26 protein-coding genes are annotated in these 25,186 nt (G+C 54.1%); 14 read left to right on the plus strand and 12 right to left on the minus strand.

Translation table 11 applies throughout. From position 1 onward, the window contains the following. Position 1: 1 nt before the first annotated feature. The 4 genes from livG to livK are packed head-to-tail and all read right to left on the minus strand — an operon-like array spanning position 2 to position 4,123. Positions 2-769 (minus strand): high-affinity branched-chain amino acid ABC transporter ATP-binding protein LivG, encoded by a 768-nt coding sequence (livG, locus tag ACJHXB_RS11810; protein ID WP_000082108.1) that lies wholly within the window; start codon positions 767-769, stop codon positions 2-4. After that, the gene (livM, locus tag ACJHXB_RS11815; RefSeq protein WP_000803794.1) at positions 766-2,043 is read right to left on the minus strand and encodes a branched chain amino acid ABC transporter permease LivM; all 1,278 of its coding nucleotides are present in this window, start codon (positions 2,041-2,043) and stop codon (positions 766-768) included. Before livM ends, livG begins: the two co-directional genes overlap by 4 nt. Beyond that, a complete protein-coding gene (livH, locus tag ACJHXB_RS11820; protein WP_001295111.1) occupies positions 2,040-2,966 on the minus strand; it encodes a high-affinity branched-chain amino acid ABC transporter permease LivH in 927 nt (308 codons plus the stop codon). The genes livM and livH overlap by 4 nt, the downstream gene beginning before the upstream one ends. A 47-nt stretch (positions 2,967-3,013) precedes the next feature. After that, positions 3,014-4,123, minus strand: coding sequence for a high-affinity branched-chain amino acid ABC transporter substrate-binding protein LivK (gene livK / locus ACJHXB_RS11825; RefSeq protein WP_001469403.1), 1,110 nt, complete (start codon positions 4,121-4,123; stop codon positions 3,014-3,016). Between the two features lie 423 nt (positions 4,124-4,546). Between livK and panM the strand changes: the two genes are divergently transcribed. Beyond that, positions 4,547-4,930 (plus strand): aspartate 1-decarboxylase autocleavage activator PanM, encoded by a 384-nt coding sequence (gene panM, locus ACJHXB_RS11830; RefSeq protein ID WP_000778778.1) that lies wholly within the window; start codon positions 4,547-4,549, stop codon positions 4,928-4,930. 199 nt (positions 4,931-5,129) lie between these two features. Here the strand turns inward: panM and livJ are convergent, their stop codons facing one another. The 5 genes from livJ to ftsY all read right to left on the minus strand — a co-directional run bounded on the left by livJ (position 5,130) and on the right by ftsY (position 10,846). After that, positions 5,130-6,233 (minus strand): branched chain amino acid ABC transporter substrate-binding protein LivJ, encoded by a 1,104-nt coding sequence (gene livJ, locus ACJHXB_RS11835; RefSeq protein ID WP_001022006.1) that lies wholly within the window; start codon positions 6,231-6,233, stop codon positions 5,130-5,132. A 271-nt stretch (positions 6,234-6,504) separates the two neighbouring features. Continuing rightward, positions 6,505-7,359: an RNA polymerase sigma factor RpoH gene (gene rpoH, locus ACJHXB_RS11840; protein WP_000130217.1), complete on the minus strand. Its 855-nt coding sequence runs from the start codon at positions 7,357-7,359 to the stop codon at positions 6,505-6,507. A gap of 244 nt (positions 7,360-7,603) precedes the next feature. Next, positions 7,604-8,662 (minus strand): permease-like cell division protein FtsX, encoded by a 1,059-nt coding sequence (ftsX, locus tag ACJHXB_RS11845; RefSeq protein ID WP_001042003.1) that lies wholly within the window; start codon positions 8,660-8,662, stop codon positions 7,604-7,606. Then, positions 8,655-9,323 carry a cell division ATP-binding protein FtsE gene (ftsE, locus tag ACJHXB_RS11850; RefSeq protein WP_000617723.1) on the minus strand — a complete coding sequence of 223 codons (669 nt, stop codon included), beginning with the start codon at positions 9,321-9,323 and terminating at the stop codon, positions 8,655-8,657. Before ftsE ends, ftsX begins: the two co-directional genes overlap by 8 nt. 2 nt (positions 9,324-9,325) lie before the next feature. Continuing rightward, the gene (gene ftsY / locus ACJHXB_RS11855) at positions 9,326-10,846 is read right to left on the minus strand and encodes a signal recognition particle-docking protein FtsY (RefSeq protein WP_001040616.1); all 1,521 of its coding nucleotides are present in this window, start codon (positions 10,844-10,846) and stop codon (positions 9,326-9,328) included. A 149-nt stretch (positions 10,847-10,995) separates the two neighbouring features. On the opposite strand from ftsY, the gene rsmD reads away from it, so the two are divergent. Both rsmD and ACJHXB_RS11865 read left to right on the plus strand, forming a co-directional pair. Next, entirely contained in the window at positions 10,996-11,592 is a 597-nt protein-coding gene (gene rsmD / locus ACJHXB_RS11860) for a 16S rRNA (guanine(966)-N(2))-methyltransferase (RefSeq protein ID WP_000743190.1), read from the plus strand. Continuing rightward, a complete protein-coding gene (locus tag ACJHXB_RS11865; protein ID WP_001295207.1) occupies positions 11,582-11,851 on the plus strand; it encodes a DUF1145 family protein in 270 nt (89 codons plus the stop codon). The genes rsmD and ACJHXB_RS11865 overlap by 11 nt, the downstream gene beginning before the upstream one ends. Positions 11,852-11,853: 2 nt before the next feature. On the opposite strand, the gene ACJHXB_RS11870 is transcribed toward ACJHXB_RS11865, so the two are convergent. Then, positions 11,854-12,213, minus strand: coding sequence for a DUF2500 domain-containing protein (locus ACJHXB_RS11870; RefSeq protein WP_000042886.1), 360 nt, complete (start codon positions 12,211-12,213; stop codon positions 11,854-11,856). A 140-nt stretch (positions 12,214-12,353) separates the two neighbouring features. Between ACJHXB_RS11870 and ACJHXB_RS11875 the strand changes: the two genes are divergently transcribed. Further along, a complete protein-coding gene (locus ACJHXB_RS11875; protein WP_000964726.1) occupies positions 12,354-12,980 on the plus strand; it encodes a lysoplasmalogenase in 627 nt (208 codons plus the stop codon). Positions 12,981-13,053: 73 nt separating this feature from the next. Continuing rightward, positions 13,054-15,252 (plus strand): Zn(II)/Cd(II)/Pb(II) translocating P-type ATPase ZntA, encoded by a 2,199-nt coding sequence (gene zntA, locus ACJHXB_RS11880; protein WP_000106571.1) that lies wholly within the window; start codon positions 13,054-13,056, stop codon positions 15,250-15,252. Positions 15,253-15,353: 101 nt separating this feature from the next. Here the strand turns inward: zntA and tusA are convergent, their stop codons facing one another. Then, complete coding sequence (gene tusA / locus ACJHXB_RS11885) at positions 15,354-15,599, minus strand: sulfurtransferase TusA (protein ID WP_000130621.1); 246 nt, start codon at positions 15,597-15,599, stop codon at positions 15,354-15,356. A gap of 221 nt (positions 15,600-15,820) precedes the next feature. On the opposite strand from tusA, the gene ACJHXB_RS11890 reads away from it, so the two are divergent. Together ACJHXB_RS11890 and dcrB are read left to right on the plus strand one after the other, a co-directional pair. Further along, on the plus strand, positions 15,821-16,486 hold the full coding sequence (locus tag ACJHXB_RS11890) for a 7-cyano-7-deazaguanine/7-aminomethyl-7-deazaguanine transporter (protein ID WP_001100467.1): 666 nt from the start codon (positions 15,821-15,823) through the stop codon (positions 16,484-16,486). A gap of 72 nt (positions 16,487-16,558) precedes the next feature. Next, complete coding sequence (gene dcrB, locus ACJHXB_RS11895; protein ID WP_001245295.1) at positions 16,559-17,116, plus strand: phage sensitivity protein DcrB; 558 nt, start codon at positions 16,559-16,561, stop codon at positions 17,114-17,116. A gap of 3 nt (positions 17,117-17,119) precedes the next feature. Here the strand turns inward: dcrB and ACJHXB_RS11900 are convergent, their stop codons facing one another. Beyond that, positions 17,120-18,337, minus strand: a complete 1,218-nt coding sequence (locus ACJHXB_RS11900; protein WP_001309018.1) for an MFS transporter — start codon at positions 18,335-18,337, stop codon at positions 17,120-17,122. 131 nt (positions 18,338-18,468) lie between these two features. On the opposite strand from ACJHXB_RS11900, the gene ACJHXB_RS11905 reads away from it, so the two are divergent. The 7 genes from ACJHXB_RS11905 (at position 18,469) to nikE (ending at position 25,186) form a co-directional block, all read left to right on the plus strand. After that, the gene (locus tag ACJHXB_RS11905) at positions 18,469-19,518 is read left to right on the plus strand and encodes an AI-2E family transporter (RefSeq protein ID WP_001314208.1); all 1,050 of its coding nucleotides are present in this window, start codon (positions 18,469-18,471) and stop codon (positions 19,516-19,518) included. A 54-nt stretch (positions 19,519-19,572) separates the two neighbouring features. Next, positions 19,573-20,160 (plus strand): 4'-phosphopantetheinyl transferase AcpT, encoded by a 588-nt coding sequence (gene acpT, locus ACJHXB_RS11910; protein WP_000285789.1) that lies wholly within the window; start codon positions 19,573-19,575, stop codon positions 20,158-20,160. A 110-nt stretch (positions 20,161-20,270) separates the two neighbouring features. Beyond that, a complete protein-coding gene (nikA, locus tag ACJHXB_RS11915) occupies positions 20,271-21,845 on the plus strand; it encodes a nickel ABC transporter substrate-binding protein (RefSeq protein WP_000493125.1) in 1,575 nt (524 codons plus the stop codon). After that, complete coding sequence (gene nikB / locus ACJHXB_RS11920) at positions 21,845-22,789, plus strand: nickel ABC transporter permease subunit NikB (protein ID WP_000947068.1); 945 nt, start codon at positions 21,845-21,847, stop codon at positions 22,787-22,789. The genes nikA and nikB overlap by 1 nt, the downstream gene beginning before the upstream one ends. Then, positions 22,786-23,619: a nickel ABC transporter permease subunit NikC gene (nikC, locus tag ACJHXB_RS11925; RefSeq protein WP_001008963.1), complete on the plus strand. Its 834-nt coding sequence runs from the start codon at positions 22,786-22,788 to the stop codon at positions 23,617-23,619. The genes nikB and nikC overlap by 4 nt, the downstream gene beginning before the upstream one ends. Beyond that, a complete protein-coding gene (gene nikD / locus ACJHXB_RS11930) occupies positions 23,619-24,383 on the plus strand; it encodes a nickel import ATP-binding protein NikD (protein ID WP_001136197.1) in 765 nt (254 codons plus the stop codon). The genes nikC and nikD overlap by 1 nt, the downstream gene beginning before the upstream one ends. After that, positions 24,380-25,186: a nickel import ATP-binding protein NikE gene (gene nikE / locus ACJHXB_RS11935; RefSeq protein WP_000173651.1), complete on the plus strand. Its 807-nt coding sequence runs from the start codon at positions 24,380-24,382 to the stop codon at positions 25,184-25,186. The genes nikD and nikE overlap by 4 nt, the downstream gene beginning before the upstream one ends.

Below are 25,186 nucleotides of genomic sequence, written 5' to 3' on the forward strand. Positions count from 1 at the left end.
CTTATGCCTCACCTAAATAGGCACGGATCACGTCCGGGTTATTACGGATCTGCTCCGGCGTACCGTTTGCCAGCGGCGTCCCCTGGTTGACCACGTAAATTCTGTCTGAAATCCCCATCACCAGCTTCATATCGTGTTCAATCAACAAGATAGTGGTGTTGTGATGGTTACGCAGTTCGGCAATCAGCTCATCCAGCTCTTTCGTCTCTTTTGGGTTAAGACCCGCCGCCGGTTCATCGAGCATTAAAATCTCCGGCTGCGTCACCATGCAGCGGGCGATCTCCAGACGACGCTGGTCACCATAGGCCAGGTTACTCGCCTGACGGTTGGCGTGTTCCAGCAAACCAATACGCTCAAGCCAGGTGGCGGCGCGGTCGAGTGCTTCACTCTGGGCGCGACGGAAAGAGGGCGTTTTCAACAGGCCGGAGAACAGCCCGGTTTTCAGTTGCTGATGCTGCGCCACCAGCAGGTTTTCAATCACCGTCATTTCACGGAACAGACGCACATGCTGGAAGGTACGCACCACGCCCATGCGGGCAATTTGCTGCCCCGGTACACCTTCCAGATGCTGATCGCGCAGTAAAATAGTGCCGCCGGTGGGTTTATAGAATCCGGTCAGGCAGTTGAAGACCGTGGTTTTTCCGGCACCGTTAGGGCCGATTAACGAGACGATCTCCTGCGGGTACAGTTCAAGATTGACGTTGTTCACCGCCAGCAGGCCGCCGAAGCGCATCATCAGGCCGTTAACGGATAATAATGGCTGACTCATGCCTGCTCTCCTTTCGCTGCGCCGTTCTTCAGCTTGAGTTGCGGGCGCGTCATGGGCAGCAAACCCTGCGGACGCCAGATCATCATCAGCACCATCAAACCACCGAGCATTAACATGCTGTATTCGTTGAAATCACGCATCAATTCGCGCGACACCACCAGCAGAACTGCCGCCAGAATCACTGCAAATTGCGAACCCATACCGCCGAGCACCACTATTGCCAGCACAAAGGCTGATTCGGCAAAGGTGAAGGATTCCGGGCTGACAAAGCCCTGACGCGCAGCAAACAGCGTTCCGGCAAAACCGGCAAACGCGGCGCTGATGGTAAAGGCGGTCAGCTTGATACGACGCGGGCTTAAGCCCAGCGAACGGCAGGCAATTTCGTCTTCACGCAACGCTTCCCACGCACGACCCAACGGCATCCGCAGCAGGCGGTTAATGACAAACAGGCTTAACACCACCAGCAGCAACGCCACCAGGTAGAGGAAAATGACGCGATCGGAGGGATCGTATTTCAGGCCAAAGAAATTACTGAACGTGTCCCAGCCGCCTTCACGGGCGGTACGGCTGAACTCGAGTCCGAAGAGCGTCGGTTTCGGGATCTGACTGATTCCGTTCGGGCCGCCGGTGATTTCAGTGTTATTGAGCAGCAATATGCGCACAATTTCGCCGAAACCGAGGGTAACGATCGCCAGATAGTCGCCACGTAAACGCAACACCGGGAAGCCGAGCAGGAAGCCCGCCGCCGCTGCCATTAACCCGGCAATCGGCAGACAGGTCCAGAAGCCCAAACCGTAATAGTGATTGAGCAGCGCAAAAGTGTAAGCGCCGATGGCGTAAAAGCCGCCGTATCCCAGCACCAGCAGACCAGAAAGACCTACCACCACGTTCAGCCCGAGACCGAGAATAATGTAGATCATGGTCAGGGTGGCGATATCCACCGTCCCACGTGAAACCATAAACGGCCACGCCACCGCAAGCACCAGCAGCGCCACGAGAAACAGCTTTTGCTTCACCGTGGAGCCATCAATCGCTGGCAGAATAAACTTAGGCCCGGAAACGCTTTTCAGCCCTTTCTGGAAAGCAGGTCGCAAAATCTGGAAGAAAAAGACTACCGCCGTGCCGATAAACACCCACTGCCAACGGATGTCTGAAGCCGTGTCGACCACCAGTTTGGTGCCATCCAGCTCCAGTTGCACGCCCATAAAGACGCCAGCGAGGACAAAGAACATCGCGGCAGAAAGCAGCGCCATTGCAATATGCATCGGTTTCATACTTTCTCTACCTCCGGGCGACCCAGAATACCGGTCGGCATCACCAGCAACACCAGAATCAGCAGGGCGAATGAGACCACATCTTTATATTCCGTACTCAGATAGGCAGAAGAGAGCGCCTCCGCAATCCCCAGAATCAGGCCGCCAATCATCGCTCCCGGAATGCTGCCAATCCCACCGAGCACCGCAGCGGTAAAGGCTTTCATCCCGGCCATAAAGCCGATGTAGGGGTTAATGACGCCGTAGAACTGACCGAGCAGCACACCCGCCACCGCCGCCATCGCCGCGCCAATCACAAAGGTCAGCGCAATCACCCGATCGGTGTTGATGCCAAGCAGGCTCGCCATTTTCAGATCTTCCGCGCAGGCACGGCAGGCGCGCCCCATACGGGAATAGCGAATGAAAATCGTCAGCGCCAGCATGGCGAGGAAAGTAACAATCCATATCACCGCCTGCATGGTGGTAATAGAGGCAGAGAAGTTTTCGCTATGGCCCACCACCCACTGACCGTTAAACAGGCTGGGCAGCGCCACGTCGCGCGAACCTTCGGTCAGGCTAACGTAGTTTTGCAGGAAGATAGACATGCCGATTGCGGAAATAAGCGCAATCAGGCGCTTAGAGTTACGCACCGGACGATAGGCTACCCGTTCGATACTCCAGCCGTAGGCGCTGGCAATGACGATTGCGCCGACGAATCCCGCCGCCACCAGCAGCCAGCCGGTATCAATGCCCATCATCATCAGTGCGGCGATGATCATAAAGGAGACATAGCTACCAATCATATAAACCTCGCCGTGGGCGAAGTTGATCATGCCGATAATGCCGTAAACCATGGTGTAGCCGATGGCTATCAGCGCGTAGGTACTGCCCAGCGTGACGCCGTTAAACATCTGCTGCAAGAAATACAAAAACTGCTCAGACATAAGGTAACCTTTCTAAACCCGCCCGTTTTTCACGGGCGGTGGGATGATCACTTGGCTGCCGTGGATGAACCGTCGGCGTGCCACTGGAAGACACCAAAATCAAATCCCTTAAGATCGCCTTTTTCATCCCAGTTCAGCGGCCCAATCACGGTATTTGCACCGTTAGCTTTTAAATCTTTCACCAGCGCCAGCGGCTCATCGCTGCCGGTACGCTCAAGGGCAGTTGCCAGAGATTGCACCGCCGCGTAGGTGATCCAGACATATGGCCCGGATGGATCTTTCTTGTCTGCTTTCAGCGCATCAACGATGCCTTTGTTTGCCGGGTCCTGGTCATAGCGTTTTGGCATGGTGACCAACATGCCTTCGGCAGCATCGCCAGCAATGTTCGACAGCGACGCATTACCCACACCTTCCGGCCCCATAAATTGGGTTTTCAGGCCGACAGAACGGGCCTGGCGCAGCATCTGCCCCATTTCCGGGTAGTAACCGCCGTAGTAAACGAAGTCGATATTTTCTTTTTTCAGGCGGGCGATCAGCGCGGAGAAATCTTTCTCACCCGCGGTAATACCGTCGAAGAAGACAACGTTGGCGTTAGCCGCTTTCAGCCCGTCCTGCACCGAACGTGCCAGCCCTTCGCCATACTGTTGTTTGTCGTGAATGATGGCGATGCGCTGGGGCTTCACCGTCTCAAGAATGTATTTTGCCGCCGTTGGCCCCTGGGAAGAGTCCAGCCCGGCAGTACGCATGATGTATTGATAACCGCGTTGGGTCAGCTCCGGGTTGGTCGCACCCGGCGAGATCATCAGAATACCTTCGTCTTCGTAGATATCTGATGCAGGTTGGGTAGAGGAGGAACACAAGTGCCCAATAACGTATTTAATGCCGTCGTTAACGATTTTGTTGGCGACCGCAACGGCTTGTTTCGGGTCGCAGGCGTCGTCATATTCCACGCCCACCAGCTTATCGCCTTTAATTCCCCCTTTGGCATTAATGTCTTTAATCGCCTGACGCGCGCCGTTAAATTCCATATCGCCCCACTGGGCAATCGGGCCGGACATCGCGCCGACAACGGCGACTTTAATATCGTCAGCCATAGCGGTGTGTGAAATTGCCAGTGCAATCATCCCTGCGATGATAGGTTTCGCATTCCGTTTCATAGTCAAAAATCCCCATTCGTGATGTTGTGTTGCTTTGTTTTTATGTGTTAACAAATCAGACTGTTCTTTTTTTATACTGCACTGTTTTTGCCTGTCTGATTAAGGGTTTAGCGCAGTATTTTGTGATAATAGCGATTAAAATCCCTATTTTTCAGTCGATTAAGAACAGATAATATTCTGAATTTATTGATAGATAAACAGAAAAAAGTGCCGTTGTCAGCATAAAATAACGGCACAAAGGGCGGAATAATTCACTACCATTCAGGGGATTATGCTGGGTATTTTTCATTCTCTAATGTTTTAACTTTGTAATTATTGCTGAAAAAAAATTAATCACCTGCCAAAAGAAATAAAAAAGAGAAAGCCTCCGATTAAATTATTTCGCTACACTGGTTCCACTTTTGTGATTTACACGGGTTCCCCATGAAGCTGACCATCATTCGATTAGAAAACTTTAGCGACCAGGACCGGATTGACCTGCAAAAGATCTGGCCGGAGTATTCCCCTTCCTCGTTACAGGTTGACGATAACCACCGTATCTACGCCGCGCTTTTTAACGAGCGTCTGCTCGCGGCCGTACGGGTAACCTTAAGCGGCACCGAGGGAGCACTGGATTCCCTGCGTGTGAGGGAAGTCACCCGCCGTCGCGGTGTGGGACAATATCTGCTAGAAGAGGTTTTGCGTAACAATCCTGGCGTTTCATGTTGGTGGATGGCGGATGCTGGCGTGGAAGATCGCGGCGTGATGGCGACGTTTATGCAGGCATTGGGGTTTACGGCACAAAAGGGCGGCTGGGAGAAGCGTTAATCGTCAAGTTTGATTTCAAAAGTGATGACCAACGAGAAATTGCCTGATGCGCTACGCTTATCAGGCCTACAACGTGTGTTTCAATTTACTGATTTCTTTGGATCTTGTAGGCCGGATAAGGCGTTTACGCCGCATCCGGCATGAAGCAACGTACTCGATATTAGCAATTTGGCGGCAACCCAAAGTTGCCGATTAATGATTACTTCGCATCGGTCGCCGTGCCGTTGGCGTGCCAGTCAAATACGCCGAACTCAAAGCCTTTCAGATCGCCTTTCTCATCCCAGGTCAGCGGTCCCATCACGGTATCCACGGAGTTCGCTTTCAGGTATTTGGCGATTTCTGCCGGATCGTCAGACTGATTCAGGCCCGCCTGCAAAGATTGCAGCGCGGCGTAGGTGGTCCAAACGAATGCGCCGCTTGGGTCCTGTTTTTTCGCTTTGATCGCATCAACAATGGGTTTGTTCGCCGGAACCTGATCGTAGTTCTTCGGCTTGGTCACCAGCAGTCCTTCCGCTGATTCACCCGCAATGTTAGACAGCGAGACGTTAGCCACGCCTTCCGGCCCCATAAACTGAGTTTTCAGCCCTGCCGCGCGTGCCTGACGCAGGATTTGCCCCATTTCCGGGTGATAACCGCCGTAGTAAACGAAGTCGATATTCTCTTTTTTCAGACGCGCCACCAGCGTTGAGAAATCTTTTTCCCCAGCGGTGATACCATCAAAGAACACCACGTTAGCATTGCCTTTCTTCAGGCCGTCCTGCACCGCACGCGCCAGACCTTCGCCGTACTGCTGTTTGTCGTGGACGATAGCAATACGCTGCGGTTTCACTTTCTCAAGAATATATTTCACCGCCGTCGGCCCCTGGTCGGAGTCCAGGCCGGTAGTGCGCAGGATCAGCTGATAGCCACGGGCGGTCAGCTCCGGCGCGGTTGCCGCTGGGGTGATCATTAAAATGCCTTCATCTTCATAGATGTCTGACGCTGGCTGCGTTGATGAAGAACAGAGGTGACCAATCACATATTTAATGCCGTCGTTAACGACTTTGTTCGCCACCGCAACCGCCTGTTTCGGGTCACAGGCATCGTCATATTTTACGATTTGCAGTTTGTTGCCTTTAATGCCGCCTTTAGCATTGATATCCGCTACTGCCTGCTCTGCGCCAGTGAACTCCTGGTCACCGTACTGGGCCACCGGACCAGACATCGCGCCCACGACCGCGACTTTAATATCTTCTGCCAGAGCCATATTGCTGAATGCCAGCGCGATACATCCTGCCAGTAACGCTTTACCCTTTATATTCATCCTGAGAATCCCCATTCTTCTGGTTATTACGTGTGTTGTGGTGTTGTGATTCAGCACTTTATTTCGTTTTATGCATGACTACCCGTGCTTTAGCAGCATACTCTGCTAAAACATACCCCATTTTTATGATATTGGAATAGCTATTTTGACAGTTTATTAACAATCTGCGTGGGGATTGGCGTTTTGCCGGAGGGGGAAACTGATTATTGCAGAGGTCCAAAAAACAAAAACCCCGGATTCTCATCCAGGGTTCTCTGCTGAGTAGCGGAAATTACGCTTCAATGGCAGCGCGAAGTTTTTTCATCGCGTTCTTTTCCAGCTGGCGCACACGCTCAGCGGAAACACCGTAACGGTCAGCCAGTTCCTGCAACGTGGACTTGTTGTCTTCGTCCAGCCAGCGCGCGCGGATGATATCCTGGCTACGCTCGTCCAGACCTTGCATCGCGTCGGTCAGACGGTTTGCCGCCTGCTCTTCCCAGTTATCATCTTCGATGCCGTCAGCAAAGTTAGATGATTTATCCTGCAGATAGAGCACCGGAGCCATCGGCTGGCTGTCGGAATCGTCGTCGGAAGACAGGTCAAAGGTCATGTCCTGTGCCGCCATACGCGACTCCATCTCACGTACGTCTTTGCTGGTTACGCCCAGTTCACGGGCCACCATTTCAACTTCATCCTGATTAAACCAGCCCAGACGCTGCTTGGTTTTACGCAGGTTGAAGAACAGTTTGCGCTGCGCTTTGGTGGTCGCAACTTTGACGATACGCCAGTTACGCAGAACGTATTCGTGGATCTCTGCTTTGATCCAGTGGACGGCGAAGGAGACCAGGCGCACACCCACTTCCGGGTTGAAACGGCGCACTGCTTTCATCAGGCCGATGTTACCTTCCTGAATCAAATCCGCCTGTGGCAGGCCATAGCCCGCATAATTACGAGCAATATGAACAACAAACCGCAGGTGAGACAGGATCAGCGTTTTAGCTGCTTCCAGATCGCCATGGTAATGCAGCTTTTCAGCCAGCGCCCGCTCCTCGTCAGCCGACAACATCGGCCACGCGTTAGCTGCCCGGATGTAGGAATCCAGGTTGCCAACTGGGGCTAAAGCTAAACTTTGCATTTTGTCAGTCATTCAAATCCTCTCAATCGATATCTTCTGGCGCTTCAGTGGTAGCAACAACTGTGCCAGAGCTTAAGAGCAACGAGGTTATCATTCACTGTTTTATCAGACCGTGATTTTATCCACAAGTTCAATGCAACGCTGTGAATAAATTACGCACAAAATGTGACATAGAGATGAAATACCGGGAAGAGACAACGGGGTCTCTTTCCCTGCTACGGAACCCATTGCAGGGAAAGAGTATAACACGATTTTATTATTCCGGCGTAAAGTGGCGTAAATGTTGTACCGTGGCAAGCCACGCTGCCACCCAGCCAATCATCGAGCATACCAGCAGCAATAGCAGGCATTCATCGAACGATAAGCCATTGATATCGAACTTCGTTCCGAAAACCTGTGCCACTTCCGCAACCGCCGATGACAAACGCAGTACCAGAATTTCTGACAAAATTAATGACAGCAATGCGCCAGAAAATCCCAGCAATGCGCCTCCGTACAGGAACGGGCGCAGGATGAAACCATCCGTCGCACCAATCAGTTTTTGTACGTTAATGGAGTCACGGCGAGCAAAGATGCTCAGACGCACACTGTTGCCGATGACGAGGAACACTGCTGCCACCATCAACACGCCGATCATCGCCGAAACGCGCCCGACCAGCCCGGTCAACGCCGCCAGACGGGCAAACCAGCTGTCATCCATCCGCACTTCGTCAATGCCGTTGATCTGGGTGATACGATCACGCAGCGTATTCAGTGATTCCGTCCCCTGAAAATCGAGTTTCGGGATCACCACCGCCACTGCCGGAAGCGGGTTTTCTTCCAGCATATCCAGCGCACCACCAAAACCAGACCAGTTACGGAACTCGCCCAGTGCGTCTTCACGAGAAAGATAATTCACTTTCTCCACGCCTTGCTCGGCCTGCAACTGTGCCACCACGCCCGCAGCAGCGTCATCGTCCAGCGTTTTTTGCAGATAAACAGTGATTTGCGGTGACGGATAATATTGCGTCGCCGCCTGGTTAACGTTTTTGTACACCATATAACAGACGCTGGGCAGCGTCAGGGAGATGGCGATAACCATCACCGTTAAAAACGTGGCGAACGGTTTGCTTTTCAGATCCTGCAATGCGCCGTGGAAGGCATAGCGCACCTGTTCGTTGAAAACGTTGGTTTTGCGATTTACCGGTTTTGGCGAGGATTTCGCGCGTTTCGGCGCGTTACGACCGCCGTCGCCAGAGCCACCGACCGATTTACGGAAGCGATCCAGACGCCCGCCAAACTGCCGAATATGATTGATTGCATCGCGCTTATTCATGGCCCACGCCTCCATGCAAGTGACCATCGCTCAGGGTGAGCATGCGATAGGAACGCCGCGAAATCAGGTTGATGTCGTGCGTTGCCATCAATACGGTTACCCCAACGCGGTTAAACTCTTCAAACAGACGTAAAATGCCTTCCGACAGCGCGTCGTCCAGGTTACCAGTCGGTTCGTCAGCCAGCAGTACCGCGGGCTTGTTCACCACCGCACGGGCAATGCCAACACGCTGTTGTTCACCGCCGGAAAGCTGAATAGGGAAGTTCTTCGCTTTGTCCAGTAGCCCGACTTTATCCAGCGCCGCCGACACCCGGCGACGAATATCGTCACCGCTGGCACCGGCGATAATCAGCGGGATCGCCACATTATCGTAGACAGTACGGTCCATCAGTAGATGGTGATCCTGGAAAATCATGCCAATCTGGCGGCGCAGAAACGGAACTTCACGGTTTTTCAGACGCGTGATGTCATGGCCGCTAAACCAGATTTTCCCGGCGCTGGGCCGCTCAATCCCACAGATCAGCTTCAGGAGGGTACTTTTCCCTGCGCCGGAATGACCGGTCAGAAACGCCATCTCACCCGGCTGCATATGGAACGTAACGCCCTGCAGCGCCTGTCTCCCACCGAGATAAGCCTTGCTGACATGTTCAAAGCGAATCATTGTTAATCCTCTCGGGCAAAAAGTGCCTCTATAAAGTCGTCCGCCTTAAACGGACGCAAATCCTCAATACGTTCGCCGACACCAATGTAGCGGATAGGGATACCAAACTGGTCAGCCACCGAGAAAATTACCCCGCCTTTCGCCGTGCCGTCCAGTTTCGTTAGCGTGATGCCGGTTAAGCCAACAGCTTCGTGGAACAGTTTGGCCTGGCTTACCGCGTTCTGCCCGGTGCTGGCATCAATAGTCAGCATAACTTCATGCGGCGCTTCAACGTCGAGTTTCTTCATCACGCGGACGATTTTCTTCAACTCTTCCATCAGGTGCGATTTGTTCTGCAGGCGTCCGGCGGTATCGGCAATCAGGACGTCGATATTACGCGCTTTAGCAGCCTGAATGGCGTCGAAGATAACAGAGGCGGAATCCGCACCGGTATGCTGGGCAATCACCGGAATATTGTTGCGCTGACCCCAGACCTGAAGCTGTTCAACCGCTGCCGCACGGAAAGTATCGCCCGCCGCCAGCATCACCGATTTACCCTGCTGCTCAAACTGACGTGCCAGCTTACCAATCGTCGTGGTTTTACCCACACCGTTGACGCCCACCATCAGGATCACGAACGGCGTTTTACCTTCAACATTCAGCGGCTCATCGACTTTCGCCAGAATCTCGCCCATCTCTTCTTTCAGCAGGCCATAGAGCGCCTCGGCATCACGAAGCTGCTTGCGGGATGCGCCTTCCGTCAGATTGGTGATAATTTTACGTGTGGTTTCCACACCCACATCGGCGATCAAAAGCTGCTCTTCCAGCTCCTCAAACAGATCATCGTCGATTTTTTTACCGCGGAACAGGCTGATAAATCCGGAACCGAGATTTTCTTTGGTTTTTAACAGGCTGCGTTTCAGGCGCGCGAAGAAACCTTCTTTGGTCGGTTTTTCCTGCTCCTGAGCGATTTCATCCACCGGCTGCTCTTCTTCTGCCGGAGGAACCACCATCACCGCCTCTTCTGCCGCTTCGGCAGCCAGCGCCTGTGCTTCCAGCTCTTCGTCGGTGATTTCTTCTTTAGCCGCTTCTTCTTCCGCCGCGTCGACAATCTCTACGGTTTCCGCTTCAGCCCGCCACTCTTCTGGCGAAACCTCTTCGGCGTTGACGTCTTCCGGCAACGGCAGCTCTTCACGTTCGATAGCCACTGGCTCCGGCGTTTCTTCTGCGACCAGTTCCGGCTGTGCAACGACTTCCGCTTCAGGCTGTGCAACGACTTCCGCTTCAGGCTGCGCTTTTTCACTTTCAGCAACCTGTTCAGAGACTTCCACAACGTCGGCAGCAAAAGTTTCCGCCTCGGCCTCAGTATGCGCCTGCGGCTGCTCTTCAACGGCTTGTTCAGAAGCCTTCGCAGGCTCTTGCGCCGGAACGATTTCTTCTACAACCGGTTGTTCATTCTGAACTTCTGTCTCTTTTTCCGGGGTCTGCTCTTTTTGACCAAAGCCCAGCCAGGAAAAAAAGCCACGTTTTTTTTCTTTCGCCATTTGCGACTACACTCCTCGCTGTTGCTTCATGGCACAGCGTTAACGCTATGTACATAGCAGCTAAAAAAATGATGAAATAGTCTATCACTTAACTTAATTCACATCACCGCCTGCAAGTATGTGTTATCTGGCGGATTGAGCAATTTATCATGAAAAAACCGAATCATTCCGGCAGCGGCCAAATCCGCATTATTGGCGGGCAGTGGCGAGGCCGTAAACTCCCGGTTCCTGATAGCCCAGGTCTGCGCCCCACCACCGACCGCGTACGCGAAACGTTGTTTAACTGGCTGGCTCCGGTCATTGTTGACGCCCAATGTCTGGATTGCTTCGCCGGAAGCGGCGCGCTGGGGCTGGAAGCGTTGTCGCGCTATGCTGCGGGGGCCACGTTGATTGAGATGGATCGCGCGGTTTCTCAGCAGTTAATTAAGAATCTGGCGACACTAAAAGCAGGCAATGCACGCGTGGTGAACAGCAACGCAATGTCATTCCTGGCGCAAAAAGGCACACCGCATAATATCGTGTTTGTCGATCCACCGTTCCGCCGTGGCTTGTTAGAAGAGACGATAAATTTACTGGAAGATAACGGCTGGCTGGCTGACGAAGCCCTGATTTATGTCGAAAGCGAAGTCGAAAACGGTCTGCCCAACGTTCCGGCGAACTGGTCATTACATCGGGAAAAAGTGGCGGGTCAGGTGGCTTATCGGCTGTATCAACGCGAAGCACAAGGAGAAAGTGATGTTGATTAATATTGGACGTTTGTTAATGCTCTGCGTTTGGGGATTTTTAATCCTCAACCTGGTGCATCCCTTCCCGCGTCCGCTGAATATTTTCGTTAACGTGGCGCTGATTTTTACCGTGCTGATGCATGGTATGCAACTGGCGCTATTGAAATCCACTTTACCGAAAGATGGCCCGCAGATGACCACCGCCGAAAAGGTGCGGATTTTCCTTTTCGGCGTGTTTGAACTGCTGGTCTGGCAGAAGAAATTTAAAGTAAAAAAATAACCTTATTGTTCGCCAACAAAGCTGACAAAGCGCGTTCCTTTATAGCTCAGCGTACCTTTATCGCCCACTGTCAGGGCGTGGTACTGCTGGGCGTCGAGGCGAAACGTCTGCTCCATTCCTCCGCTTTGCGGTTTGAAGCTTGCCTCATAGCGCATACTGGTGCCTGCCGGAGTCACTTCCTGCTGGCGCGAACGGCGATCGTTAATCGGTTTTTCCCGCTTGTTGCTCACCACCACCAACTTTTGCTGGAGCGGTGCCATATCATTATCAGCTTTTTCCCGTCGTTGTTGCATAAAACGAAACGATGCGGCGACGATGATTAAGCCAATGATAACAATAAAGAAAAGAGGTGGTTTGCTCATCTTTATCCCTCATCGGAAAATGCGGAATTAAGCATACCCTGCCAGTTATGGTGTTGTCATCCGTCCACCCTCGCCACTAAACTGGAAGCAAGACCGTAGGCATTCCGCTTACGAAAAAATAACGAATTCAAGGAACTAAGATGCTTTGGTCGTTTATCGCTGTCTGTCTTTCCGCATGGCTATCTGTGGATGCATCGTATCGTGGGCCAACCTGGCAACGCTGGGTGTTTAAACCGTTAACCCTTCTTCTCCTGCTGTTACTGGCCTGGCAAGCGCCGATGTTCGACGCCATTAGCTATCTGGTGCTGGCAGGGCTGTGCGCCTCACTGCTGGGCGATGCGCTAACCCTGTTGCCACGTCAACGTCTGATGTACGCCATCGGCGCGTTTTTCCTCTCGCACCTGCTGTACACCATCTATTTCGCCAGCCAGATGACGCTCTCTTTCTTCTGGCCTTTGCCACTGGTGTTGGTGGTTCTGGGTGCGCTGTTACTGGCGATTATCTGGACGCGGCTGGAAGAGTACCGTTGGCCTATCTGCACGTTTATCGGCATGACGCTGGTGATGGTGTGGCTGGCAGGTGAACTTTGGTTCTTCCGTCCGACCGCTCCGGCGCTCTCTGCGTTTGTTGGCGCTTCGTTGCTGTTTATCAGTAACTTTGTCTGGCTGGGGAGCCACTATCGCCGCCGCTTCCGTGCGGATAACGCGATTGCTGCGGCCTGCTACTTTGCCGGTCATTTCCTCATCGTCCGCTCGCTGTATCTCTGATAAAACTTGACTCTGGAGTCGACTCCAGAGTGTATCCTTCGGTTAATGAGAAAAAACTTAACCGGAGGATGCCATGTCGACTCCTGACAATCACGGCAAGAAAGCCCCTCAATTTGCTGCGTTCAAACCGCTAACCACGGTACAGAACGCCAACGACTGTTGCTGCGACGGCGCATGTTCCAGCACGCCAACTCTCTCTGAAAACGTCTCCGGCACCCGCTATAGCTGGAAAGTCAGCGGCATGGACTGCGCCGCCTGTGCGCGCAAGGTAGAAAATGCCGTGCGCCAGCTTGCAGGCGTGAATCAGGTGCAGGTACTGTTCGCCACCGAAAAACTGGTGGTCGATGCCGACAATGACATCCGTGCCCAGGTTGAATCTGCGGTGCAAAAAGCGGGCTATTCCCTGCGCGATGAACAGGCCGCCGACGAACCGCAAACATCACGCCTGAAAGAGAATTTGCCGCTGATTACGCTAATCGTGATGATGGCAATCAGCTGGGGTCTGGAGCAGTTTAATCATCCGTTCGGGCAACTGGCGTTTATCGCGACCACGCTGGTTGGGCTGTACCCGATTGCTCGTCAGGCATTACGGCTGATCAAATCCGGCAGCTACTTTGCCATTGAAACGTTAATGAGCGTAGCCGCTATTGGTGCGCTGTTTATTGGCGCAACGGCTGAAGCTGCGATGGTGTTGCTGCTGTTTTTGATTGGTGAACGACTGGAAGGCTGGGCCGCCAGCCGCGCGCGTCAGGGCGTTAGCGCGTTAATGGCGCTGAAACCAGAAACCGCCACGCGCCTGCGTAACGGTGAGCGGGAAGAGGTGGCGATTAACAGCCTACGCCCTGGCGATGTGATTGAAGTCGCCGCAGGTGGACGTTTGCCTGCCGACGGTAAACTGCTCTCACCGTTTGCCAGTTTTGATGAAAGCGCCCTGACCGGCGAATCTATTCCGGTGGAGCGCGCAACGGGCGATAAAGTCCCTGCTGGAGCCACCAGCGTAGACCGTCTGGTAACGCTGGAAGTGCTGTCAGAACCGGGTGCCAGCGCCATTGACCGGATTCTGAAACTGATCGAAGAAGCCGAAGAGCGCCGCGCGCCCATTGAGCGGTTTATCGACCGCTTCAGCCGTATTTATACGCCAGCGATTATGGCCGTCGCCCTGCTGGTAACGCTGGTGCCACCGCTGCTGTTTGCCGCCAGCTGGCAAGAGTGGATTTATAAAGGCCTGACGCTGCTGCTGATTGGCTGCCCGTGCGCGTTAGTTATCTCCACGCCCGCGGCGATTACCTCCGGGCTGGCAGCAGCAGCGCGTCGTGGGGCGTTAATTAAAGGCGGTGCGGCGCTGGAACAGCTGGGTCGTGTTACCCAGGTGGCGTTTGATAAAACCGGTACGCTGACCGTCGGTAAACCGCGCGTTACCGCGATTCATCCGGCAACGGCTATTAGTGAATCTGAACTGCTGACACTGGCAGCGGCGGTCGAGCAAGGCGCGACGCATCCACTGGCGCAAGCCATCGTACGCGAAGCACAGCTTGCTGAACTCGCCATTCCCGCCGCCGAATCACAGCGGGCGCTGGTTGGGTCTGGCATTGAAGCGCAGGTTAACGGTGAGCGCGTGTTGATATGCGCTGCCGGAAAACATCCGGCTGTTGCATTTGCTGGTTTGATTAATGAACTGGAAAGCGCCGGGCAAACGGTAGTGCTGGTAGTACGTAACGATGACGTGCTTGGCGTAATTGCATTGCAGGATACCCTGCGCGCCGATGCTGCAACTGCTATCAGTGAACTTAACGCGCTGGGGGTTAAAGGAGTGATCCTCACCGGCGATAATCCACGCGCAGCGGCGGCAATTGCCGGGGAGTTGGGGCTGGAGTTTAAAGCGGGCCTGTTGCCGGAAGATAAAGTCAAAGCGGTGACCGAGCTGAATCAACATGCGCCGCTGGCGATGGTCGGTGACGGTATTAACGACGCGCCAGCGATGAAAGCCGCCGCCATCGGGATTGCAATGGGCAGTGGCACAGACGTGGCGCTGGAAACCGCCGATGCAGCATTAACCCATAACCACCTGCGCGGCCTGGTGCAAATGATTGAACTGGCACGCGCCACTCACGCCAATATCCGCCAGAACATCACTATTGCGCTGGGGCTGAAGGGCGTTTTCCTCGTCACGACGCTGTTAGGGATGACCGGACTGTGGCTGGCAGTGCTGGCAGATACCGGTGCGACGGTGCTGGTGACGGCGAATGCGTTAAGGCTGTTGCGCAGGAAATAAGGCAAACCGATCGCAACATTGAGCGCGATCGGTCCCCTCGCTCCTCTGGGGAGAGGGTTAGGGTGAGGGGAAAAGGCGGCATCGAAGCCAATCTTCCCCCATCAACCGCCTTTACGAATCAAATAACGATAAGGCAGTCCATCCGTCTCTTTAGCAACCAGTTCGTGTTCCATAAAGGTACAAAACCCAGGAATATCGCGGGTCGTCGCCGGATCGTCAGCAATAATCAGCAACGTTTCACCTGGCTGCATATTGCGCACTGTTTTGCGCACCATCATTACTGGTTCCGGGCAGCGCAGGCCAAGTGCGTCGAGTGTGTGGTCAGGGCTGGAAAAGAGATCGGTCATTTTCTTCTCATCACATAAAAAAACGGCGCTAGTTTACGCCCTGTGAGTCCGTAAGCAAACCAGGTTAACGATTGCGTGAAAATTAACCATTGCATTGTCAACGTAAAGCAGTATCATGCGGCGGCTCGAAAAAAGGGTAAGAACGTTATTTAATCAAGGTAAAATAGCGTGTCGTACGTATTGGGTTCCCTCACCCCAATGGTTAATCAAAAAGGTACAATATGAACGTTTTCTCGCAAACGCAACGCTATAAGGCGTTGTTCTGGTTATCGTTATTTCATCTTCTGGTGATCACCTCCAGTAACTATCTGGTTCAGCTTCCCGTCTCCATTTTTGGTTTCCATACCACATGGGGCGCGTTTAGCTTTCCGTTTATTTTCCTTGCTACCGACCTGACTGTGCGTATTTTTGGCGCACCGCTGGCCCGTCGTATCATCTTTGCGGTGATGATCCCGGCGTTGCTGATCTCCTACGTCATCTCGTCGCTGTTCTATATGGGTTCCTGGCAGGGATTCGGCGCGCTCGCCCACTTCAACCTGTTTGTCGCCCGTATCGCCACCGCCAGTTTCATGGCCTACGCGCTGGGGCAGATCCTCGACGTGCACGTTTTTAACCGCCTGCGTCAGAGTCGCCGCTGGTGGCTGGCACCGACAGCGTCCACACTGTTCGGTAACGTCAGCGACACGCTGGCCTTCTTCTTCATTGCCTTCTGGCGTAGCCCGGATGCCTTTATGGCTGAACACTGGATGGAAATCGCGCTGGTCGATTACTGTTTCAAAGTGTTAATCAGTATCGTTTTCTTCCTGCCAATGTATGGTGTATTACTCAATATGCTGTTGAAAAGACTGGCAGATAAATCTGAAATCAACGCTTTGCAGGCGAGTTAAAGGTTCGTTATCAGAGTTGTGATAAGATGGATGAATGAGCCGTTATGGCCGTTTATCGAAAGGAAGAAGTCAATGCGCAATCTGGTTAAATATGTCGGAATTGGCCTGCTGGTTATGGGGCTTGCGGCCTGTGATGATAAAGACACTAACGCTACGGCGCAGGGTTCGGTCGCAGAAAGTAACGCGACCGGGAATCCCGTCAACCTGCTTGATGGCAAGTTAAGTTTCTCGCTGCCAGCGGATATGACCGACCAGAGCGGTAAGCTGGGAACGCAGGCCAATAACATGCATGTCTGGTCCGACGCCACCGGGCAGAAAGCAGTCATCGTCATCATGGGCGATGATCCGAAAGAAGATCTGGCGGTGTTGGCGAAGCGTCTGGAAGATCAGCAACGTAGCCGCGATCCGCAGCTGCAAGTGGTAACCAATAAAGCCATTGAGCTGAAAGGTCACAAAATGCAGCAGTTAGACAGCATTATCTCCGCGAAAGGCCAGACGGCGTACTCTTCCGTTATTCTGGGTAACGTGGGTAATCAACTGCTGACCATGCAAATTACGCTGCCCGCTGACGATCAGCAAAAAGCGCAGACCACCGCAGAAAACATCATTAATACGCTGGTTATTCAGTAAGTTTTAAGATGATGAGGCGGCCTCAGGGACGTGTTCCGGAGGCCGTTTTTTTAATCGCCACGTCAGTAATAACGCGATTGCGACCAGTCCCGCCGCCGCCAGATAAATCACCGGTACGCCCGCCCAACTCATCACCAGCCCAGCCAGTGGTCCGGTCACGCCAAGCGATAAATCCATAAATACGGTGTAGGTTGCCAGCGCCGCCCCCTGATTTTGCTGTGGAACCGCTTTTACCGCCACTACGCCCAATGCCGGGAACACCAGCGAAAACCCTGCCCCCGCCAGTAAGACGCCGATTTTCGCCATCCACGGCATAGTCGCCACGCCAACCAGTAGCAGGCCGATTATCTCAACGCTAAAGCAAATCATCGCCACGTTTAAGCCGCCGATACGGTTAATGCCATTAGGGAATAACAAACGCGTACCGACAAACGCACAGCTAAACAGCGTCAGCGCGAAAGCCGCACCGTCCCAACCTTTAGCGTCATAAAACAGCGTGATAAAGGTGGCGATAACGCCAAATCCGGCGGAAGCCAGTGCCAGCGCCATGCCGTACAGCCAGACGCGCCCAAGCACCGCGCGAAACGGCAGCGGTTTGCCTTTACTGGCTTTTACCGTCGGACGCGGGATCGCCAACAAAATGGCCACCAGCGCCACGCCCATGATGATTAACGCTAACGCCTGCAAGCCGCCCCAGTGATAAAACACGACACCTAACGGCGCACCCATCGCCATCGCCCCGTAAGTGACAATGCCGTTCCACGAAATCACCCGCCCGATATGCAGCGAACCAACCACGCCAACGCCCCATAGGGTCGATCCCGTTCCGGCAAAACTTTGCCCAATCCCAAGGATGACGCGTCCCAGGCAAAGTAATAACAGGCTGATGACGGGCAGACTGGCGGTTAATCCTGCCGTCAGATATCCCAAACCGCTCAAAAAGCAGCCGCATAAACCGAAGACGACAATCTTTTTGGGGCCCAGCAAATCGGCGTAACGTCCGGCATGAGGGCGGCTCAGCAAGGTGGCGAAATATTGCAGGCTGATAACCAATCCTGCCCAGAAAGCGCTAAAGCCCATCACATCATGGACATAGCCCGGTAATACAGCGAGCGGCAACCCGATAGTGAGGTAGCTGGCGAAGTTAAACATGACAATGGAGACAATGCGCAAATTCAGGCGCAATCCGTTTAGCGCGGGTTCGGCTACGGGTTCGGGCATGAGGATCACCACATTTTTACAACAGTGTTTCATTTTTACCACGTGCTGACGTGAAAATCAGCAGTAAGAATCAGAATATTGCTGGCGTGACTCCCGCTACACTTAATACAAAAAGTCACAAGGAAGCCCCAATGGAAACCCCTCAACCCGATAAAACGGGCATGCACATTCTGCTCAAGCTGGCCTCGCTGGTAGTGATCCTCGCGGGCATTCACGCAGCGGCAGATATCATTGTGCAGCTATTACTGGCGCTGTTTTTTGCCATCGTTCTCAACCCGCTCGTCACCTGGTTTATTCGTCGGGGGGTACAACGCCCCGTTGCCATTACGATTGTGGTTGTGGTGATGCTGATCGCACTCACCGCGCTGGTCGGCGTACTGGCGGCATCGTTTAACGAATTTATCTCTATGCTGCCGAAGTTTAATAAGGAGCTGACGCGCAAACTTTTTAAATTGCAGGAGATGTTGCCTTTTCTTAATTTGCATATGTCGCCGGAGCGAATACTGCAGCGGATGGACTCGGAAAAAGTGGTTACCTTCACCACGGCGCTAATGACCGGGCTTTCCGGGGCAATGGCGAGCGTGCTTTTGCTAGTGATGACCGTAGTTTTTATGCTGTTTGAAGTGCGCCACGTCCCTTACAAAATGCGTTTCGCGTTGAATAATCCACAAATTCACATCGCCGGACTACACCGCGCACTTAAAGGCGTTTCGCATTATCTGGCGTTAAAGACGCTACTCAGTTTATGGACAGGCATAATCGTCTGGCTGGGGCTGGAGCTGATGGGGGTGCAGTTTGCGCTGATGTGGGCAGTACTGGCGTTTTTGCTCAACTACGTGCCCAATATCGGTGCGGTAATTTCCGCCGTACCGCCAATGATTCAGGTGCTGCTGTTTAATGGTATTTACGAATGTATTCTGGTCGGCGCATTGTTTTTAGTGGTCCATATGGTCATCGGCAATATTTTAGAACCACGGATGATGGGCCATCGCCTGGGGATGTCCACCATGGTGGTATTTCTTTCATTGTTAATTTGGGGATGGCTGCTCGGCCCGGTAGGGATGCTACTTTCGGTGCCATTAACCAGCGTGTGTAAAATCTGGATGGAAACCACCAAAGGCGGCAGCAAACTGGCGATTTTACTGGGGCCAGGCAGACCGAAAAGTCGGTTACCGGGATGAGGCGACAAGTGTTACGATACGCACTTTCATTTTCCATTAAACGTTGGCCCTGATATGTATCGGATAGTTCTGGGGAAAGTTTCGACCTTAAGCGCAGCTCCTCTGCCACCGGGTTTACGCGAGCAAGCACCGCAAGGTCCACGACGCGAACGCTGGCTGGCGGGACGTGCATTGCTTTCGCACACGCTTTCCCCGCTACCGGAGATCATCTATGGCGAACAAGGCAAACCTGCATTCGCGCCGGAAACGCCGCTATGGTTCAACTTAAGCCATAGCGGTGACGATATCGCCCTGCTGTTGAGCGATGAAGGCGAAGTCGGCTGCGATATCGAAGTGATTCGCCCGCGCGCCAACTGGCGCTGGCTGGCGAACGCCGTGTTCAGCCTCGGGGAACACGCTGAGATGGACGCCGTGCATCCTGATCAGCAACTGGAAATGTTCTGGCGCATCTGGACGCGCAAAGAAGCCATCGTTAAACAGCGTGGCGGCAGCGCCTGGCAAATCGTCAGCGTAGACAGCACCTATAACTCCTCGCTGTCAGTCAGCCATTGTCAGCTGGAAAATTTAAGCCTGGCGATCTGCACCCCTACCCCCTTTACGCTCACCGCCGACAGTGTGCAATGGATCGATTCAGTTAACTGATCCGCCCACCCGACTGCCCATCTATTGATCCAGAACAGGTAATCAGTATGACGAATACTTAAAATCGTCATACTTATTTCCGCCATCTATTTTAATCCATTGGGGTTACCATGTTCTCTACACTCCGCCGCACTCTATTTGCGCTGCTGGCTTGTGCGTCTTTTATCGTCCATGCCGCTGCACCAGATGAAATCACCACCGCCTGGCCGGTGAATGTCGGGCCACTAAACCCGCACCTTTACACGCCTAACCAGATGTTCGCCCAGAGCATGGTTTATGAACCATTGGTGAAATATCAGGCAGACGGTTCGGTGATCCCGTGGCTGGCAAAAAGCTGGACTCATTCAGAAGATGGTAAAACCTGGACCTTCACCCTGCGTGATGACGTGAAATTCTCCAACGGCGAACCGTTTGATGCAGAGGCGGCGGCAGAAAACTTCCGTGCAGTGCTCGATAACCGTCAACGTCACGCCTGGCTGGAGCTGGCAAACCAGATTGTTGATGTCAAAGCACTCAGCAAAAACGAGCTGCAAATCACCCTGAAAAGCGCCTACTATCCTTTCCTGCAAGAACTGGCCCTGCCCCGTCCTTTCCGTTTTATCGCACCCTCGCAGTTTAAAAACCACGAAACCATGAACGGAATTAAAGCGCCGATTGGCACCGGGCCGTGGGTTTTACAGGAATCGAAACTGAATCAGTACGATGTCTTCGTCCGTAACGAAAACTACTGGGGCGAAAAGCCGGCGATTAAAAAGATCACCTTTAACGTGATCCCGGACCCGACTACCCGCGCGGTGGCGTTTGAAACTGGCGATATCGACCTGCTGTACGGAAACGAAGGGTTATTACCGCTCGATACCTTCGCCCGCTTTAGCCAGAACCCGGCTTACCACACTCAACTGTCACAGCCGATCGAAACCGTGATGCTGGCGCTCAATACCGCCAAAGCCCCCACCAACGAGCTGGCCGTACGTGAAGCTCTTAATTACGCGGTAAACAAAAAATCGCTGATTGATAACGCGTTGTATGGCACCCAGCAGGTCGCCGACACCCTGTTTGCTCCTTCTGTGCCCTATGCCAACCTCGGCCTGAAACCGCGCCAGTACGATCCGCAGAAAGCGAAAGCGTTGCTGGAAAAAGCCGGTTGGACGTTGCCTGCGGGCAAAGACATTCGCGAGAAAAATGGTCAGCCGCTGCGCATTGAACTGTCGTTCATCGGCACCGATGCGTTAAGCAAATCGATGGCGGAAATCATTCAGGCTGATATGCGCCAGATTGGCGCAGATGTCTCACTGGTTGGCGAAGAAGAGAGCAGTATCTATGCTCGTCAGCGCGACGGTCGTTTTGGCATGATTTTCCATCGCACCTGGGGCGCGCCATACGATCCACACGCCTTCCTGAGTTCAATGCGCGTACCGTCGCACGCTGATTTCCAGGCACAGCAAGGATTAGCCGACAAGCCGCTGATTGATAAAGAGATCGGCGAAGTGCTGGCAACCCATGACGAAACGCAACGTCAGGCGCTGTATCGCGACATTCTGACCCGTCTGCATGACGAGGCGGTTTATCTGCCTATCAGCTACATCTCGATGATGGTGGTATCAAAACCGGAGCTGGGTAACATCCCCTACGCGCCGATCGCCACCGAAATTCCGTTCGAACAGATTAAACCGGTGAAACCTTAATGTTGCGTTACGTATTACGCCGCTTTCTGCTGCTGATCCCGATGGTGCTCGCCGCCTCGGTGATCATTTTTCTGATGCTGCGCCTCGGCACCGGCGACCCGGCGCTTGATTATTTGCGTCTGTCTAACCTGCCGCCGACGCCGGAGATGCTGGCCTCTACCCGCACCATGCTGGGGCTGGATCAGCCGCTGTACGTGCAATACGGCACCTGGCTATGGAAGGCGCTGCATCTCGATTTCGGTATCTCATTCGCCAGCCAACGCCCGGTGCTGGACGATATGCTGAACTTCCTGCCCGCCACGCTGGAACTGGCGGGTGCGGCGCTGGTATTAATTCTGCTCACCTCCGTGCCGCTCGGTATCTGGGCGGCACGCCACCGCGATCGCTTGCCCGATTTCGCCGTCCGTTTCATCGCGTTTCTCGGCGTGTCGATGCCTAACTTCTGGCTGGCGTTTTTACTGGTGATGGCGTTTTCGGTATATCTGCAATGGCTACCCGCGATGGGCTACGGCGGCTGGCAGCACATCATTTTGCCTGCGGTTTCCATTGCCTTTATGTCGCTGGCGATTAACGCGCGGCTACTGCGCGCCAGTATGCTGGACGTCGCCGGTCAGCGTCACGTCACCTGGGCGCGGCTACGCGGCCTGAATGACAAACAGACCGAGCGTCGTCATATTCTGCGCAATGCCTCGCTGCCGATGATCACCGCCGTGGGGATGCACATCGGCGAACTGATTGGCGGGACGATGATTATCGAAAACATCTTTGCCTGGCCGGGCGTCGGGCGCTATGCGGTGTCGGCGATTTTTAACCGTGACTATCCGGTGATCCAGTGCTTTACGCTGATGATGGTGGTGGTTTTTGTGGTCTGTAATTTGATTGTTGATTTGCTCAACGCCGCGCTGGACCCGCGCATTCGTCGTCATGAAGGAGCCCACGCGTGAACTTTTTCCTCTCTTCCCGCTGGTCGGTACGCCTGGCGCTGATCATTATCGCCCTGCTGGCGCTGATTGCGCTCACCAGCCAGTGGTGGCTGCCGTATGACCCACAGGCGATTGATCTGCCGTCGCGCCTGCTTTCACCGGATGCGCAGCACTGGCTGGGTACCGATCATTTAGGGCGCGATATTTTCTCGCGGCTGATGGCGGCGACCCGCGTGTCGCTCGGCTCGGTAATGGCCTGCCTGCTGCTGGTGCTGACATTAGGGCTAGTTATTGGCGGCAGCGCCGGGCTGATTGGCGGGCGCGTTGATCAGGCCACCATGCGCGTCGCGGATATGTTTATGACCTTCCCGACTTCGATTCTGTCGTTCTTTATGGTCGGCGTACTCGGCACCGGGTTGACCAACGTGATTATCGCCATCGCCCTGTCGCACTGGGCGTGGTATGCGCGCATGGTGCGCAGCCTGGTGATTTCGCTACGCCAGCGCGAGTTTGTACTGGCGTCACGGCTTTCTGGCGCGGGCCATGTGCGGGTGTTTGTTGATCATCTGGCAGGTGCGGTGATCCCTTCGCTGCTGGTGCTGGCGACGCTGGATATTGGTCATATGATGCTGCACGTCGCGGGGATGTCCTTCCTCGGCCTCGGCGTGACCGCGCCGACCGCCGAATGGGGCGTGATGATTAACGACGCGCGTCAGTATATCTGGACCCAGCCGCTGCAAATGTTCTGGCCGGGGCTGGCGCTGTTTATCAGCGTGATGGCCTTTAACCTGGTGGGTGACGCACTGCGCGATCATCTGGATCCTCATCTGGTGACGGAGCACGCACACTAATGCCGCAACAGATTGAACTGCGCGATATCGCGCTACAGGCCGCGCAGCCGCTGGTGCACGGCGTATCGTTAACCCTTAAACGCGGGCGTGTGCTGGCGTTAGTCGGCGGTAGCGGCAGCGGGAAATCACTGACCTGCGCCGCGACGCTGGGCATTCTGCCCGCAGGCGTTCGCCAGACGGCGGGGGAAATTTTAGCCGATGGCAAACCTGTTTCTCCCTGTGCCCTGCGCGGCATCAAAATTGCCACCATCATGCAGAACCCGCGCAGCGCCTTTAATCCGCTACACACCATGCACACCCACGCGCGTGAAACCTGCCTGGCGCTGGGGAAACCCGCCGATGACGCTACGCTTACCGCTGCCATAGAAGCGGTGGGGTTGGAAAACGCCGCGCGCGTGTTGAAGCTGTACCCGTTCGAGATGAGCGGCGGCATGTTGCAGCGCATGATGATTGCGATGGCGGTGTTGTGTGAATCGCCGTTTATCATCGCCGATGAACCGACCACCGATCTCGACGTGGTAGCACAGGCGCGCATCCTCGATCTGCTGGAAAGCATTATGCAAAAACAAGCGCCGGGAATGCTGCTGGTGACCCATGATATGGGCGTTGTGGCGCGTCTGGCGGATGACGTGGCGGTGATGTCACACGGTAAAATTGTCGAACAGGGCGATGTCGAAACGCTGTTTAATGCCCCCAAACATGCGGTAACGCGCAGCCTGGTTTCCGCTCATCTCGCCCTCTACGGTATGGAGCTGGCATCATGACTTTACTTAACGTCTGCGACCTTTCACATCACTATGCGCACGGTGGATTTAGCGGAAAACATCAGCATCAGGCGGTGCTGAATAACGTTTCCCTGACTCTGAAAAGCGGTGAAACCGTCGCCCTGCTGGGGCGCAGCGGCTGCGGAAAAAGCACCCTCGCGCGGCTATTGGTAGGTTTAGAATCGCCCTCACAAGGGAATATCAACTGGCGCGGCGAACCGTTGGCAAAGCTCAATCGCGCCCAGCGTAAAGCGTTCCGCCGCGATATTCAGATGGTATTTCAGGACTCCATCAGCGCCGTGAATCCGCGCAAAACCGTGCGCGAGATCCTGCGTGAACCGATGCGCCACCTGCTATCGCTGAAAAAAGCCGAACAACTGGCGCGCGCCAGCGAAATGCTGAAGGCGGTCGATCTCGATGACAGCGTTCTCGACAAGCGCCCACCGCAGTTAAGCGGCGGCCAGCTCCAGCGCGTCTGCCTGGCTCGCGCGCTGGCGGTCGAACCGAAACTGCTGATTCTGGATGAAGCCGTTTCTAACCTTGATCTCGTGTTACAGGCGGGCGTCATTCGCCTGCTGAAAAAGCTGCAACAACAGTTTGGCACCGCCTGCCTGTTCATCACCCACGACTTACGTCTTGTAGAACGCTTTTGCCAGCGGGTGATGGTGATGGACAACGGACAAATCGTCGAAACCCAGGCGGTGGGAGAGAAATTAACCTTTTCCTCTGACGCCGGACGTGTGCTACAAAACGCGGTATTACCCGCATTCCCCGTGCGCCGTCGCACCACAAAAAAGGTTTAA

The organism is Escherichia sp. WS3227_2, from assembly GCF_046486495.1.
GTDB lineage: Bacteria > Pseudomonadota > Gammaproteobacteria > Enterobacterales > Enterobacteriaceae > Escherichia > Escherichia coli.

Excerpts from the sequence above, each read along its gene's own strand:
- ftsY (WP_001040616.1), bottom strand. The coding sequence starts at position 10,846 with ATGGCGAAAGAAAAAAAACGTGGCTTTTTTTCCTGGCTGGGCTTTGGT.
- ftsX (WP_001042003.1), bottom strand. The coding sequence starts at position 8,662 with ATGAATAAGCGCGATGCAATCAATCATATTCGGCAGTTTGGCGGGCGT.
- ACJHXB_RS11865 (WP_001295207.1), top strand. The coding sequence starts at position 11,582 with ATGTTGATTAATATTGGACGTTTGTTAATGCTCTGCGTTTGGGGATTT.
- panM (WP_000778778.1), top strand. The coding sequence starts at position 4,547 with ATGAAGCTGACCATCATTCGATTAGAAAACTTTAGCGACCAGGACCGG.
- rpoH (WP_000130217.1), bottom strand. The coding sequence starts at position 7,359 with ATGACTGACAAAATGCAAAGTTTAGCTTTAGCCCCAGTTGGCAACCTG.
- livM (WP_000803794.1), bottom strand. The coding sequence starts at position 2,043 with ATGAAACCGATGCATATTGCAATGGCGCTGCTTTCTGCCGCGATGTTC.
- ftsE (WP_000617723.1), bottom strand. The coding sequence starts at position 9,323 with ATGATTCGCTTTGAACATGTCAGCAAGGCTTATCTCGGTGGGAGACAG.
- ACJHXB_RS11875 (WP_000964726.1), top strand. The coding sequence starts at position 12,354 with ATGCTTTGGTCGTTTATCGCTGTCTGTCTTTCCGCATGGCTATCTGTG.
- nikA (WP_000493125.1), top strand. The coding sequence starts at position 20,271 with ATGTTCTCTACACTCCGCCGCACTCTATTTGCGCTGCTGGCTTGTGCG.
- livG (WP_000082108.1), bottom strand. The coding sequence starts at position 769 with ATGAGTCAGCCATTATTATCCGTTAACGGCCTGATGATGCGCTTCGGC.
- livH (WP_001295111.1), bottom strand. The coding sequence starts at position 2,966 with ATGTCTGAGCAGTTTTTGTATTTCTTGCAGCAGATGTTTAACGGCGTC.
- ACJHXB_RS11905 (WP_001314208.1), top strand. The coding sequence starts at position 18,469 with ATGGAAACCCCTCAACCCGATAAAACGGGCATGCACATTCTGCTCAAG.
- nikE (WP_000173651.1), top strand. The coding sequence starts at position 24,380 with ATGACTTTACTTAACGTCTGCGACCTTTCACATCACTATGCGCACGGT.
- zntA (WP_000106571.1), top strand. The coding sequence starts at position 13,054 with ATGTCGACTCCTGACAATCACGGCAAGAAAGCCCCTCAATTTGCTGCG.
- nikD (WP_001136197.1), top strand. The coding sequence starts at position 23,619 with ATGCCGCAACAGATTGAACTGCGCGATATCGCGCTACAGGCCGCGCAG.
- ACJHXB_RS11870 (WP_000042886.1), bottom strand. The coding sequence starts at position 12,213 with ATGAGCAAACCACCTCTTTTCTTTATTGTTATCATTGGCTTAATCATC.
- ACJHXB_RS11890 (WP_001100467.1), top strand. The coding sequence starts at position 15,821 with ATGAACGTTTTCTCGCAAACGCAACGCTATAAGGCGTTGTTCTGGTTA.
- tusA (WP_000130621.1), bottom strand. The coding sequence starts at position 15,599 with ATGACCGATCTCTTTTCCAGCCCTGACCACACACTCGACGCACTTGGC.
- rsmD (WP_000743190.1), top strand. The coding sequence starts at position 10,996 with ATGAAAAAACCGAATCATTCCGGCAGCGGCCAAATCCGCATTATTGGC.
- acpT (WP_000285789.1), top strand. The coding sequence starts at position 19,573 with ATGTATCGGATAGTTCTGGGGAAAGTTTCGACCTTAAGCGCAGCTCCT.
- dcrB (WP_001245295.1), top strand. The coding sequence starts at position 16,559 with ATGCGCAATCTGGTTAAATATGTCGGAATTGGCCTGCTGGTTATGGGG.
- nikB (WP_000947068.1), top strand. The coding sequence starts at position 21,845 with ATGTTGCGTTACGTATTACGCCGCTTTCTGCTGCTGATCCCGATGGTG.
- livJ (WP_001022006.1), bottom strand. The coding sequence starts at position 6,233 with ATGAATATAAAGGGTAAAGCGTTACTGGCAGGATGTATCGCGCTGGCA.
- ACJHXB_RS11900 (WP_001309018.1), bottom strand. The coding sequence starts at position 18,337 with ATGCCCGAACCCGTAGCCGAACCCGCGCTAAACGGATTGCGCCTGAAT.
- livK (WP_001469403.1), bottom strand. The coding sequence starts at position 4,123 with ATGAAACGGAATGCGAAACCTATCATCGCAGGGATGATTGCACTGGCA.